This is a genomic window from Enterobacter sp. A103 (genome assembly GCF_034427535.1).
GTDB classification, from domain to species: Bacteria; Pseudomonadota; Gammaproteobacteria; order Enterobacterales; family Enterobacteriaceae; genus Enterobacter; species Enterobacter asburiae_B.
Genome location: NZ_JAXQPQ010000004.1, coordinates 1 through 13,945, shown reverse-complemented (window position 1 = coordinate 13,945; position 13,945 = coordinate 1). Strand labels below are relative to the sequence as shown.

12 protein-coding genes and 1 rRNA gene are annotated in these 13,945 nt (G+C 55.0%); 8 read left to right on the top strand and 5 right to left on the bottom strand.

Annotated features, from left to right (window positions below; genetic code table 11):
* On the top strand, window positions 1-1,620 hold the full coding sequence (gene nadB, locus SPH27_RS12715) for an L-aspartate oxidase (RefSeq protein ID WP_048976589.1): 1,620 nt from the start codon (window positions 1-3) through the stop codon (window positions 1,618-1,620).
* Here nadB and trmN read toward each other — a convergent pair.
* Window positions 1,605-2,342 (bottom strand): tRNA(1)(Val) (adenine(37)-N(6))-methyltransferase TrmN, encoded by a 738-nt coding sequence (gene trmN / locus SPH27_RS12710; RefSeq protein ID WP_023308853.1) that lies wholly within the window; start codon window positions 2,340-2,342, stop codon window positions 1,605-1,607. The two genes, nadB and trmN, sit on opposite strands and share 16 nt — an antisense overlap.
* 132 nt (window positions 2,343-2,474) lie before the next feature.
* Between trmN and srmB the strand changes: the two genes are divergently transcribed.
* Window positions 2,475-3,803, top strand: coding sequence for an ATP-dependent RNA helicase SrmB (gene srmB, locus SPH27_RS12705; protein WP_023308854.1), 1,329 nt, complete (start codon window positions 2,475-2,477; stop codon window positions 3,801-3,803).
* A gap of 50 nt (window positions 3,804-3,853) precedes the next feature.
* Here srmB and grcA read toward each other — a convergent pair whose 3' ends face one another.
* Window positions 3,854-4,237 (bottom strand): autonomous glycyl radical cofactor GrcA, encoded by a 384-nt coding sequence (gene grcA, locus SPH27_RS12700; protein WP_058841740.1) that lies wholly within the window; start codon window positions 4,235-4,237, stop codon window positions 3,854-3,856.
* Between the two features lie 314 nt (window positions 4,238-4,551).
* Here grcA and ung point away from each other — a divergent pair, with 314 nt between their 5' ends.
* Window positions 4,552-5,241, top strand: a complete 690-nt coding sequence (ung, locus tag SPH27_RS12695) for a uracil-DNA glycosylase (protein WP_023308856.1) — start codon at window positions 4,552-4,554, stop codon at window positions 5,239-5,241.
* A 48-nt stretch (window positions 5,242-5,289) separates the two neighbouring features.
* Here the strand turns inward: ung and SPH27_RS12690 are convergent, their stop codons facing one another.
* Window positions 5,290-6,420 carry a tRNA/rRNA methyltransferase gene (locus SPH27_RS12690; protein ID WP_029741125.1) on the bottom strand — a complete coding sequence of 377 codons (1,131 nt, stop codon included), beginning with the start codon at window positions 6,418-6,420 and terminating at the stop codon, window positions 5,290-5,292.
* Between the two features lie 204 nt (window positions 6,421-6,624).
* Between SPH27_RS12690 and trxC the strand changes: the two genes are divergently transcribed.
* The 5 genes from trxC to SPH27_RS12660 all read left to right on the top strand — a co-directional run bounded on the left by trxC (window position 6,625) and on the right by SPH27_RS12660 (window position 12,345).
* Window positions 6,625-7,044 (top strand): thioredoxin TrxC, encoded by a 420-nt coding sequence (gene trxC / locus SPH27_RS12685; RefSeq protein WP_023308858.1) that lies wholly within the window; start codon window positions 6,625-6,627, stop codon window positions 7,042-7,044.
* A 69-nt stretch (window positions 7,045-7,113) separates the two neighbouring features.
* Complete coding sequence (locus SPH27_RS12680; protein ID WP_039263763.1) at window positions 7,114-7,812, top strand: tRNA-uridine aminocarboxypropyltransferase; 699 nt, start codon at window positions 7,114-7,116, stop codon at window positions 7,810-7,812.
* Between the two features lie 35 nt (window positions 7,813-7,847).
* Entirely contained in the window at window positions 7,848-10,511 is a 2,664-nt protein-coding gene (locus SPH27_RS12675) for a bifunctional acetate--CoA ligase family protein/GNAT family N-acetyltransferase (RefSeq protein WP_048978828.1), read from the top strand.
* A 110-nt stretch (window positions 10,512-10,621) separates the two neighbouring features.
* Window positions 10,622-11,977: a CDP-diacylglycerol--serine O-phosphatidyltransferase gene (pssA, locus tag SPH27_RS12665; protein ID WP_023333068.1), complete on the top strand. Its 1,356-nt coding sequence runs from the start codon at window positions 10,622-10,624 to the stop codon at window positions 11,975-11,977.
* 44 nt (window positions 11,978-12,021) lie between these two features.
* Window positions 12,022-12,345: a YfiM family lipoprotein gene (locus SPH27_RS12660; protein ID WP_033146245.1), complete on the top strand. Its 324-nt coding sequence runs from the start codon at window positions 12,022-12,024 to the stop codon at window positions 12,343-12,345.
* Here SPH27_RS12660 and SPH27_RS12655 read toward each other — a convergent pair.
* A complete protein-coding gene (locus SPH27_RS12655) occupies window positions 12,342-13,637 on the bottom strand; it encodes an MFS transporter (protein WP_029741120.1) in 1,296 nt (431 codons plus the stop codon). The genes SPH27_RS12660 and SPH27_RS12655 overlap by 4 nt on opposite strands.
* Before the next feature lie 209 nt (window positions 13,638-13,846).
* Window positions 13,847-13,945, bottom strand: a 5S ribosomal RNA gene (gene rrf / locus SPH27_RS12650); the annotation flags it as partial.

Here is a 13,945-nt window from a genome sequence, read left to right as displayed (position 1 = left end):
ATGAACACAACACCTGAACTCCATTGTGATGTACTGATCATCGGCAGCGGCGCTGCCGGTCTCTCTCTGGCGCTGCGCCTGGCCGAGCATCAAAACGTTATCGTTCTGAGTAAAGGACCGATAAGTGAAGGTTCCACGTTTTATGCCCAGGGCGGCATTGCCGCCGTGTTTGATGAGACAGACAGCATTGCATCCCATGTCGAGGATACGCTCATTGCCGGAGCAGGGATCGTGGATGCACACGCCGCAGAGTTTGTCGCCAGCAATGCCCGTCACTGCGTTCAGTGGCTCATCGACCAGGGCGTCTTATTCGATACTCAAGTTCAACCCAACGGTGAAGAGAGCTACCACCTGACTCGCGAAGGCGGCCATAGTCACCGCCGCATCCTGCACGCAGCGGATGCCACCGGAAAAGAAGTGGAAACCACGCTGGTCAGTAAAGCGCTGAACCATCCTAATATTCGGGTTCTCGAGCGAAGCAATGCCGTTGACCTGATTATCTCTGACAAGATTGGCCTGCCCGGCACGCGTCGCGTGGTGGGCGCCTGGGTCTGGAACCGAAATAAAGAGAAGGTGGAGACCTGCCGGGCGAAGGCAGTGGTGCTGGCTACGGGCGGTGCCTCCAAGGTGTATCAGTACACCACGAACCCTGACATTGCCTCCGGAGACGGAATCGCTATGGCCTGGCGCGCTGGCTGCCGGGTGGCGAACCTCGAGTTTAATCAGTTTCACCCAACAGCCCTGTTCCATCCCCAGGCGCGCAACTTCCTGCTGACGGAAGCCCTGCGCGGTGAAGGCGCGTATCTGAAACGCCCTGATGGCTCCCGCTTTATGCCCGACTTTGACGCCCGGGGTGAACTGGCCCCACGTGACATCGTTGCCCGCGCCATCGATCATGAAATGAAGCGCCTTGGCGTAGACTGCATGTATCTCGATATCAGCCATAAGCCAGCAGAGTTCATTCGCCAGCATTTCCCGATGATTTATGAAAAGCTGCTCAATCTTGGCATTGATTTAACACGCGACCCGGTGCCCATCGTGCCAGCGGCCCACTATACCTGCGGTGGCGTAATGGTTGACGATCATGGACGTACTGACGTAGACGGTCTGTATGCTATCGGTGAGGTCAGCTATACCGGACTTCACGGCGCGAACCGTATGGCCTCTAACTCGCTGCTTGAGTGTCTGGTGTACGGCTGGTCGGCGGCGGAAGACATCACGAAGCGCATGCCTTACGCCCGCGAGACAGAGCACCTGCCAGCCTGGGATGAAAGCCGCGTGGATAATCCGGACGAGCTGGTTGTGATCCAGCACAACTGGCATGAGCTACGGCTGTTTATGTGGGACTACGTAGGGATTGTGCGCACCACGAAACGCCTGGAACGCGCCTTGCGCCGCATCACCATGCTGCAGCAGGAAATTGATGAGTATTATGCTAATTTCCGCGTATCCAATAATCTGCTGGAGCTGCGCAATCTGGTGCAGGTTGCCGAGCTGATTGTTCGCTGCGCGATGATGCGTAAAGAGAGCCGCGGGCTGCACTATACCCTGGACTACCCGGATCAGCTTGCTGAATCCGGCCCGTCGATACTCGCCCCGCAGGTTTACATAAACAGATAAAATGCCTGGGTCAGGGCAGTGTAATCTTCGGAATAGCGCTGGTCTGGCCCACGGATCACCATTCGGTCATTAAAGCATTCACCCTCTTTTGGCGACAGAGCCAGCAGCACGCGGTGCGGCAGTCGACCTTCCGTATCCGAAATATCGGTACGCAGACGTAACGTCCAGCCGATCTCCTGCGCGATACCGATAAACGTGTTGCCGGTACTCTCTGGCAGGACCACACAGAAAAAACCCTCTTCGGAGATGAGTTCTGCCGCGCTGGTGAGCAGCGCTTTATGATCGAGGGAGCCGGTATAACGCGCCTGTTCACGCTCGGGTGTCCCGCACTCAACGCCGGGCTCGTAGTAAGGAGGGTTGCTGACAATCAGATCGTAACGCGCGGTTTGTTCAGGCGCCCAGGCGAGCACATCTGCACATTCCACTTTCATTCGGGCTGCCCAGGGGGATTCGGCCATATTGTCACTCGCCTGCTCTGCGGCCTGCGCGTCCAGTTCGACGGCATCAATGATGACATGTTCTTCCGTACGCTGCGCCAGCATCAGCGCCACCAGCCCGCTGCCGGTACCGATATCAAGAATACGCTTAACACCTGCGACAGGCGCCCACGCTCCCAGTAAAATACCGTCTGTACCGACCTTCATGGCACAGCGATCGTGCGCGACAAAAAATTGTTTAAACGTAAAACCATCGCGGCGCAGCTGCGCTTTGAGTTGAGACATGTCAGGGCAACCTTCTAAGTGAAACTGGAGTAGCATAGGGGAAAGCGAAGTGGCCGAAAAGCGATATCCATACAAACAGATGAAGATTACAGCCGTAACGTCTATAATCAGCGCCCCACACAGAGGTAGAACATGACTGTAACGACTTTTTCCGAACTTGAACTCGATGAAAGCCTGCTCAATGCACTTGAGAGCAAAGGCTTTACACGCCCGACCGCCATTCAGGCAGCGGCCATTCCGCCTGCGCTTGAGGGCCGCGATGTGCTCGGTTCTGCGCCAACCGGCACGGGGAAGACAGCAGCCTATTTGCTGCCTGTGTTGCAGCATCTGCTCGACTTCCCGCGTAAAAAATCTGGCCCGCCGCGTATTTTGATCCTGACGCCTACGCGCGAACTGGCAATGCAGGTTGCCGATCACGCGCGTGAACTCGCAGCAAATACTCATCTGGATATCGCCACCATCACCGGCGGCGTTGCGTACATGAACCACGCCGAAGTGTTCAGCGAAAACCAGGACATCGTCGTTGCGACGACGGGCCGCCTGCTGCAGTACATTAAAGAAGAGAACTTCGACTGCCGCGCGGTTGAAACGCTGATCCTCGACGAAGCCGACCGCATGCTGGACATGGGCTTCGCACAGGATATCGAGCACATTGCAGGGGAAACGCGCTGGCGTAACCAGACGATGCTGTTCTCTGCCACCCTCGAAGGGGAAGCGATCAAAGACTTCGCAGAGCGTCTGCTGGAAGATCCGGTGGAAGTCTCGGCGACGCCGTCCACCCGTGAGCGTAAGAAGATCCACCAGTGGTACTACCGCGCGGATAACCTTGAGCACAAGGTCGAATTGCTGAAACACCTGCTGAAGCAGGAAGATGCTCTGCGCACCATCGTGTTTGTGCGTAAGCGTGAGCGCGTGCACGAGCTGGCTGAGATGCTGCGTAACGCCGGGATCAACAACTGCTATCTTGAAGGCGAGATGGCGCAGATCAAGCGTACCGAAGGCATTAAGCGCCTGACCGATGGCCGCGTCAACGTGCTGGTTGCAACTGACGTTGCCGCTCGCGGGATCGACATCCCGGACGTCAGCCACGTCATTAACTTCGATATGCCGCGCAGCGGAGATACCTACCTGCACCGCATTGGCCGTACCGGCCGCGCGGGCCGCAAAGGGATTGCGATTTCACTGGTCGAAGCGCATGACTACCTGCTGCTGCAGAAAATTGGCCGCTATGTTGATGAGCCGCTGAAAGCGCGCGTTATTGACGAACTCCGCCCGACCACGCGTGCGCCGAGTGAAAAGATGACGGGTAAACCGTCCAAGAAAGCGCTCGCAAAACGTGCTGAGAGAAAAGAGAAAGAAAAAGAGAAACCGCGCGTGAAGCAGCGCCACCGCGATACCAAAAATATTGGTAAGCGCCGTAAGCCAAGCTCTGCCGCACCAGAGACGAAAACTGAAGAGTAAAAAAAGCCGGGGAAATCCCCGGCTTTTTTATTCCCCCCCTGCTGAAGCCGTTACAGGCTTTCAGTAAAGGTACGGGCGATAACGTCGCGCTGCTGTTCTGGAGTCAGTGAGTTAAAGCGAACCGCATAGCCGGACACGCGGATAGTCAGCTGTGGGTATTTTTCTGGATGCTCAACGGCATCCATCAGCGTTTCGCGGCGCAGCACGTTTACGTTCAGGTGCTGACCCCCTTCCACGCGCACTTCCGGCTGCACTTCCATAGGAACTTCACGGTATTCGATTTCGCCCAGTTTGTTTACCGGTACGATTTCATCTTCAGCAAAACCCGCTTTCGCAACGACGCAGCGCGCTTCGTTCTTCTCGCTGTCCAGCAGCCAGAAAGAATTGAGCAGATCGTCATTTGCAGCTTTAGTAATCTGGATACCTTTGATCATGTGTTGCCTCCCTTAGGCTACATTAATTCGTGTCGGCCTCTCGCGGCCAATTGGTAAAACCATTGTTTCTTGTGTGTATATATAACATTCACACCTCAGCGATTTATTGATTTAAATCAACAAAAACACCAACCACATAAAGAGTGTGGTTTGAATTTATTGTTTTAGATCAATTTAACAACCTTGCCAATTCAACTTATCCTGTATCTTTTCAAAATAAATTTAGCCACTTAGCACGTATTTCAGCGCGTAATTTTGCTCACCGGGGTGAAACAGGTAAGCTAGTCAGAGATTGAGATTCGCAGGAGAGCGAGATGACGACACCTTTAACCTGGCATGACGTGCTGGCAGAAGAAAAGCAGCAGCCTTATTTTATCAATACGCTCAGCACCGTTGCCGCTGAGCGTCAGTCCGGACAGACGATTTACCCGCCGCAGAAAGACGTGTTTAACGCCTTTCGCTACACCGAACTGAGCGATGTGAAAGTGGTCATTCTGGGCCAGGATCCCTATCACGGCCCCGGGCAGGCGCATGGGCTGGCGTTTTCCGTTCGTCCGGGCGTGGCTATCCCCCCTTCTCTGCTCAACATGTATAAAGAGCTTGAAGCAACCGTGCCCGGTTTTACCCGGCCAAACCACGGTTACCTGGAAAGCTGGGCGCGCCAGGGCGTGCTGTTGCTGAATACGGTGCTTACCGTACGGGCGGGTCAGGCGCACTCGCACGCCAGTCTGGGCTGGGAGACGTTTACCGATAAAGTCATCAGCCTGATCAACGAGCATCGTGAAGGGGTGGTGTTTTTACTCTGGGGTTCTCACGCGCAGAAGAAAGGGGCGATTATCGATCGTCAGCGTCATCACGTGCTCAAGGCACCGCACCCGTCACCGCTGTCTGCACATCGCGGTTTCTTTGGCAGTAATCATTTTGTTCTGGCGAATGAATGGCTGGAAAAACGTGGCGAAAAGCCGATTGACTGGATGCCTGTATTACCGGCAGAGAGCGAGTAGTTTGAGTTTGTATGCCCGGCTCACCGGGCATACAAAAAGCATAATGGCTTATGCCTTGTTCTGACGCCACCATTCGGCCAGCAGTACGCCGGTCGCAACGGATACGTTCAGACTTTCCACATTGCCTGTTCCGTCGATAGAGACGCTCAGATCCGCACTGGAGAGCGCCGCGTCAGACAGACCATCACGTTCCTGACCTAATACCAGCACCATTTTGCGCGGCAACGTCGCTTTAAACAGCGGCGTACCGGCATGGCTTGAGGTGGTCACGATGGAATAACCCGCTTTACGGAACTGCTCGAGTGCGTCCAGAACGCTGTCGCCGGTGATCGGCTGTACGTGCTCGGCTCCGCCTTCCGCAGTACGGATCGCGGCACCGGATTCCAGCAGCGCGGCATCCTGCAACAGCACGCCTTTCACGCCAAAGTGCGCGCAGCTACGCATCATTGCGCCCAGGTTGTGCGGGTTGCCCACATCTTCCAGGGCCAGCACGCAGTCATCGGCATCCGCCTGGCTGACCCACTGCTGCACGGTCGTGCCGTTACGCTTTTTGATCAGGAAGCAGACGCCGCCGTGGTGTTCAGTGCCGGACGCTTTGGTCAGCTCGGCATCATCAACCACGTGGTAGGCTTTACGGTTCGCGGCCATCCAGCGCAGCGCTTCTTTGAAGCGCGGGGTCACGCTCTGGATAAACCAGGCGCGGACGATACACTCAGGACGGCTCAGGAACAGCGCCTGGCAGGCGTTCTCGCCATACACGCGGGTCTCTTCCGCACGCTGACGGCGCAGCACTTCCGGGTCGATAAAGCTTTTACCGCTGATACCGCCGTGATCGGCTTTTTCCGGCGTCTCATCGCCAGGGGCGCGAGAAACGGTGCGCCACGGTGAGGCGTTATCACGTGAGAAGTCATCACGCGGACGATCGTCGCGTGGACGGTCACTGCGTGGGCGGTCGGAACGCGGACGGTCATCGCGTTTGCGATCGTCACGTTTGCGGTCATCACCGCGGTTATTTCTGTCATCGCGGGCGGGGCGACGGCCACCGTCTGCACGAGAAGACGCCGGACGCCCGCCACCTTTTCCGGTACGCGGATTTTGGGTGCGTTTATCAGAGTCATCATCACTGCGGACATACATCACTTTGACCTTGCCGCTTTTGTTTTTCATTTCGTCGTTCATGCTTTTCTCCACCAGCGCTGCGCGAAGCGCGCAGATTACCCGATGTGCCAGCGCATAGCCATAATTTCGTACAAAAGCCTGTGACTATTGTTCTCATTGAATAAAACGCATTGTTGTTTCAAACAGGCTCATTGATAATATGTAACATATTAGAAACATTATCGGCGTTGTGCCGCTGTCCCACGGCTCTATCAGAGGTTAGTTATGAATACCGTATGTGCCAACTGTCAGGCTCTTAATCGCATTCCGGACGATCGGATGGAAGATGGTGCGAAATGCGGACGTTGTGGCCATGAATTATTTGATGGCGATGTCATTAACGCGACGGGTGCTACGCTGGACAAACTCCTCAAGGACGATCTTCCTGTCGTGATCGATTTCTGGGCGCCATGGTGCGGCCCTTGCCGTAGCTTCGCGCCGATTTTCGAAGATGTGGCCGAAGAGCGCAGCGGAAAAATGCGGTTCGTTAAGGTCAATACCGAAGCCGAACCCGAACTGAGCGCACGTTTTCGTATTCGCAGCATCCCGACCATTATGATTTTCAAAAATGGCGAAGTGATCGATATGCTCAACGGTGCGGTTCCAAAAGCACCTTTTGAAAGCTGGTTAAACGAGTCGCTGTAACATTCACGGGGCACGTCTTGTGCCCCGCTCCCGCCTCTGCGAAAATAGCGTTTTTCCTGCATTTCGCCCATGACTGATAACGCCGTTCTTAAATTACGCGCCGAACGCCTTGCGCGCGCCACCCGACCGTTCCTCGCACGAGGCAACCGTATTCGCCGCTGTCAGCGCTGCCTTCTGCCGCTGAAGGTTTGTCTGTGCGAGACGCTGGCACCGAGTACGGCACAGAGCCGTTTTTGTCTGGTCATGTTCGATACCGAGCCGATGAAACCCAGCAATACGGGGCGTCTTATCGCCGATATTCTGCCGGATACCGCCGCGTTTCAGTGGTCCCGTACAGAGCCGCCTCAGGCCCTGCTCGATTTAGTGGCCAGCCCCGACTACCAGCCGATGGTCGTCTTCCCCGCGTCATATGCAGGTGTGGATCGCCAGGTGCTTTCAGCGCCGCCATCCGGTAAACCACCGCTGTTTATCATGCTGGACGGTACATGGACCGAAGCGCGAAAAATGTTTCGCAAAAGCCCGTATCTCGACGCGCTGCCGGTGATTTCTGTCGATCTTTCCCGCGTCTCCGCCTACCGCCTGCGTGAAGCGCATGCTGACGGGCAATACTGCACCGCCGAAGTGGCGATTGCACTTCTGGATTTAGCGGGAGATACCGCTGCGGCTGGTGCCCTGGGCAACCATTTCTCATGCTTCCGGGAGCGCTATCTGGCGGGAAAAACCGTTCATAAGGGCAGCGTCACAGCGCCCGAGCCAGAAAGCGTTTAAAATCATCAGGTCGCTTGCATTCACAGGAGGCCTGCATGAGCCAGCGAGGGTTAGAAGCGCTACTTCGTCCTAAATCCATTGCCGTTATCGGCGCATCAATGAAGCCGGATCGTGCTGGCTATCTGATGATGCGTAATCTGCTGGCCGGGGGATTTAATGGCCCCGTCATGCCCGTCACGCCGTCTTATAAGGCCGTTCAGGGGGTACTTGCATGGCCTGATGTACAAAGCTTGCCTTTCGTGCCGGATCTTGCCGTACTCTGTACAAACGCGAAGCGCAACCCGGAACTGCTGGAATCACTCGGCAAGAAAGGGTGTAAAACCTGCATTATTCTTTCGTCTCCGCCTGAACAGAAAGCCGAGCTTCTGGCCTGCGCCAGCCGCTATCAAATGCGCATTCTTGGGCCAAACAGTCTGGGCCTGCTCGCCCCCTGGCAGGGGCTGAATGCCAGTTTCTCCCCGGTTCCGATCCGCAAAGGCAAACTGGCGTTTATCTCGCAGTCGGCTGCGGTATCGAACACCATCCTCGACTGGGCGCAGCAGCGTGAAATGGGATTCTCCTACTTCATTGCCCTGGGCGACAGCCTGGATATCGACGTTGATGAGCTACTGGATTTTCTGGCACGTGACGGCAAAACCAGCGCGATCCTGCTTTATCTTGAGCACCTCAGCGACGCGCGTCGTTTTGTCTCGGCTGCGCGAAGCGCTTCGCGCAATAAGCCGATCCTGGTGATCAAAAGCGGACGCAGCCCTGCGGCACAGCGTCTGCTGCATTCTCATTCCGGCATGGATCCCGCCTGGGACGCCGCCATTCAGCGCGCGGGGTTGCTGCGGGTACAGGATACGCACGAGCTTTTTTCCGCCGTTGAGACGTTAAGCCATATGCGCCCGTTGCGCGGTGAGAAGCTAATGATTGTCAGTAACGGTGCGGCCCCTGCCGCGCTCGCGCTGGACGAGCTGTGGCGGCGCTTCGGCAAGCTGGCAACGCTGAGTGAAGAGACGCTGCAGCGCCTGAAAGAAGCGCTTCCGACCAGCGTGACGCCCGGCAATCCGCTTGATTTGCGCGATGACGCCAGCAGCGACCGCTACATCAGGGCGATCTCCATTTTGCTGGATAGCCAGGATTTCGACGCGCTGATGATTATCCACTCCCCCAGCGCGGTCGCGCCGGGCAGTGAAAGCGCGCGCGCGCTCATTGACGCCGTGCGCAACCATCCGCGAGGTAAATACGTTACCCTGCTCACCAACTGGTGCGGTGAGTTTTCCTCTCAGGAGGCGCGGCGCTTGTTCAGCGAGGCCGGGCTGCCAACCTACCGCACGCCGGAAGGCACCATCACCGCGTTTATGCATATGGTGGAGTATCGCCGCAACCAGAAACAGCTGCGTGAAACGCCGGCTTTGCCGGGTAATCTGACGGCGAACACCGTCGACGTTCACCGGCTGTTGCAGCAGGCCATTGAAGAAGGCGCGACCTCGCTTGATACGCATGAGGTCCAGCCCATTCTGGGCAGCTACGGGATGCAAACCCTGCCGACCTGGATCGCCAGCGACAGCGCTGAGGCCGTGCATATTGCCGAACAGATTGGCTATCCGGTGGCCCTGAAGCTGCGTTCCCCGGATATCCCGCATAAGTCTGATGTTCAAGGGGTTATGTTATACCTGCGTACGGCGACTGAGGTGCAGCAGGCAGCTGATGCCATTTTTGATCGGGTCAAAATGGCCTGGCCGCAGGCAAGGATCCACGGATTGCTGGTGCAAAGCATGGCAAACCGCGCAGGGGCTCAGGAATTACGGGTGGTGGTCGAACACGATCCCGTCTTCGGTCCGCTCATCATGCTGGGAGAGGGTGGCGTTGAGTGGCGTCCGGAGGAGCAGGCCGTGGTGGCGTTACCGCCACTGAACATGAACCTGGCGCGTTATCTGATCATCCAGGCGATCAAAAGTAAAAAGATCCGTGGCCGGAGTGCGCTGCGCCCGCTTGATATTGCCGGGTTAAGTCAGTTCCTGGTGCAGGTGTCTAACCTGATTGTGGATTGTGCCGAAATCCAGCGGCTGGACATTCATCCGCTGCTCGCCTCGGGCAATGAGTTTACGGCGCTGGACGTGACCCTTGATATCGCGCCATTCGAAGGAGACAGAGAGAGCCGTCTGGCGATCCGCCCGTATCCCCTGCAGCTGGAAGAGTGGGTTGAGATGAAGAATGGGGAACGCGCCTTGTTCCGCCCTATTCTGCCGGAAGATGAGCCCCAGCTGCGGGCCTTTATCTCTCAGGTCACGAAAGAGGATCTTTATTATCGCTATTTTAGCGAAATCAACGAATTTACCCACGATGATTTAGCCAATATGACCCAGATCGACTACGATCGAGAAATGGCGTTTGTTGCCGTTCGTCGCTCCGATAAGGGGGATGAGATCCTCGGCGTCACGCGTGCTATTTCTGACCCGGATAACGTCGATGCGGAGTTTGCGGTGCTGGTGCGCTCCGATCTTAAAGGCCTGGGTCTGGGCAGACGGCTGCTGGAAAAACTTATCAGTTATACGCGAGATCACGGATTGTTACGCCTCAATGGCATTACTATGCCTAACAATCGCGGTATGGTGACCCTTGCGCGAAAACTTGGGTTTGACGTTGATATTCAGCTGGACGAAGGTATTGTGGCCTTGTCCCTCAGTCTGACATCAGCAGACAAACGCGAGTAAGCTACTGGAAATGTTACCCACTTTGGACGGGACTGGTGGTATCATTGTCCGCTTATGTTGTTTGCATGGTACAGACAACCCTTCAATGAACAGAGAAGAAACGCACTGTGATGTTGTCAAAATTTAAGCGTAATAAACATCAACAACACCTTGCTCAACTACCGAAGATTTCTCAGTCAGTTGATGATGTAGAGTTCTTTTACGCTCCCGCTCATTTTCGGGAGACGCTTCTGGAAAAGATTGCCAGCGCCACGCGACGCATTTGCATTGTAGCGCTCTATCTTGAACAGGATGAAGGTGGGCGCGCGATCCTGAACGCGCTCTATGAAGCCAAACGTCAGCGTCCGGAACTTGATGTTCGCGTGCTGGTAGACTGGCATCGCGCTCAGCGTGGCCGTATTGGCGCTGCCGCCTCAAACACCAATGCTGACTGGTATTGCCGCACGGCGCAGGAAAATCCTGGCGTTGATGTGCCTGTTTATGGCGTCCCGGTTAATACCCGTGAAGCGCTCGGCGTCCTTCATTTCAAGGGATTCATCATTGATGACAGCGTGCTTTACAGCGGCGCAAGTCTGAATGATGTTTACCTTCATCAGCTCGATAAATATCGCTACGACCGCTACCATCTGATCCGTAATCCGCAGATGGCCGATATCATGTTTAACTGGGTTGATAAAAATCTGGTCCATGGCCGCGGTGTTAATCGCCTTGACGATCCTGAGCGTCCTAAAAGCCCGGAAATCAAAAACGATGTTCGCGCCTTCCGCCAGGAGCTGCGTGATGCGGTCTATCATTTCCAGGGTGATGCGAACAACGAAGAGTTATCCGTTACCCCACTGGTAGGGCTCGGCAAATCAAGCCTGCTTAACAAAACGATCTTCCATCTGATGCCGTGTGCAGAGCAGAAACTCACCATCTGTACGCCGTACTTCAACCTTCCTGCCGTGCTGGTGCGTAATATCATTCAGCTGCTGCGCGACGGTAAAAAAGTGGAAATCATCGTTGGCGATAAAACTGCAAACGACTTCTTCATTCCTGAAGATCAGCCGTTCAAAATCATCGGTGCGCTGCCTTATCTCTATGAGATTAACCTGCGCCGTTTCCTGAGCCGTTTACAGTATTACGTAAACACTGACCAGCTGGTTGTGCGTCTCTGGAAAGATGAAGACAACACTTACCATCTGAAAGGAATGTGGGTTGACGATGAGTGGATGCTGCTGACCGGTAACAACCTGAACCCACGCGCGTGGCGACTGGATCTGGAAAACGCTATTCTGATCCATGATCCACAGCATGAGTTAGCCGCAAAACGTGAGCGTGAGCTGGAGCTGATTCGCACACATACCACTGTGGTGAATCATTACCGCGAACTGCAGAGCATTGCCGATTATCCGGTAAAAGTCCGCAAGCTTATCCGCCGCTTACGTCGTATCCGTATCGACCGACTTATCAGCCGTATTCTGTAATGTCCAGGCCCTGCCACCCGCAGGGCTTTTTTATGGAGCCGTTGATGCGTATTCCTCTGTTACTTAGCGTCCTCTTTCTGACTGGCTGTAGCCATATGGCCAACGATAACTGGTCCGGACAGGATAAAGCCCAGCATTTCCTCGCTTCCGCGATGTTGTCCGCAGCCGGCAATGAATATGCGCAGCATCAGGGATACAGCCGGGATCGTAGCGCGGCGATAGGGTTGATGTTCTCAGTCAGTCTTGGAGCATCAAAAGAACTGTGGGATAGCCGCCCCGCAGGGAGCGGCTGGAGCTGGAAAGATTTCGCCTGGGATGTCGCCGGCGCAACGACCGGCTATGCCGTGTGGCAGATGGCGCGCTATTAAAGCCGAATGCCTTTCCCTTTGCGATGCAACATCAGGGAAACAATAAAGGCCAGTGCGCCCATTATCGTTACGTACCAGAAGAATGTCGTTTCACTTCCCCATGATTTAAGCGACAACGCAACGTACTCCGCCGATCCGCCAAACAACGCATTAGCTACCGCATAAGAGAGCCCTACCCCTAAAGCACGTACCTGCGCCGGGAACATTTCAGCTTTCAGTATTCCGCTGATAGAGGTATAGAAACTGACAATCACCATCGCCAGCATCACCAGCGCAAACGCCGCATAAGGCGAAGTCACATGCTGAAGGGCCGACAGAATAGGTACGGTACATAACGCCGACAGGCCGCCGAAAATCAGCATCGACGTACGTCGACCGATTTTATCCGAGAGCGCACCGATAATGGGTTGTATGAGCATAAAGACAAACAGCGCCACGGTCATGACTACGCTGGCGACGTTTGCGTGCATGCCGGTGGTGTTCACCAGGTACTTCTGCATATAGGTGGTGAACGTGTAAAAACTGAGAGAGCCGCCCGCAGTAAAGCCCAGCACCATAAGGAAAGCTTTGCGGTTACGCCATAACCCTTTGAATGTTCCCGCCTCCTTCAGCGTTCTGACTTCCTTCTGAGAGGTTTCATCTAACTGACGGCGCAGCCAAAGTGCGACAACCGCCAGTACTGCGCCCATCGCGAAAGGAATTCGCCATCCCCAGGCGTGAAGTTGTTCGTCCGTCAGAATCTGCTGTAGGATCACCACCACAAGAATGGCCAGCAGTTGACCACCAATCAGCGTGACATACTGGAATGAGGCGTAAAAACCTTTACGGCCTTCCAGGGCAATCTCACTCATGTAGGTCGCACTGGTACCGTATTCACCCCCTACCGATAATCCCTGGAATAAGCGGGCCAGTAATAGTAGCGCCGGTGCCCAGGTACCAATCGATTCATATCCCGGTAAGCAGGCGATCACCAGAGAACCAAAGCACATCATGCACACCGAGATCAGCATAGAAGCCTTACGGCCGCGACGATCCGCAATGCGGCCAAACAGCCAGCCCCCGATGGGCCGCATTAAAAACCCTGCGGCAAATACCCCCGCCGTTTGTAGCAGCTGCGTTGTGGTGTTTCCGGATGGGAAGAAAATATGTGCGAAGTAGAGTGAACAGAATGAGTAGACGTAAAAGTCGAACCATTCAACCAGATTCCCTGAAGAGGCGCTGACGATTGCCCATACCCTTCTTCGGGTATCACTGTTAGCCAGCGTCCCGTTTGATGTAATGCTTTCTGTCATTGTAATTATGCTCCTGCCATAAACAGCGGCGTATTGAGCCAGGAGACTCAATTACCTCGTAAATGAAATGTTATAATTTTGTTATAAATGACATTGCGACAGGGATCACACATTCCATTAGCAGGATAAGGGATTAAGAGAAATGCCAAAGAGGGTAAGCACAAAGCAAAAAACCCCGCACCTTTCGGTACGGGGTTTTTCTAATTGATGCCTGGCAGTTCCCTACTCTCACATGGGGAGACCCCACACTACCATCGGCGCTACGGCGTTTCACTTCTGAGTTCGGCATGGGGTCAGGTGGGACCACC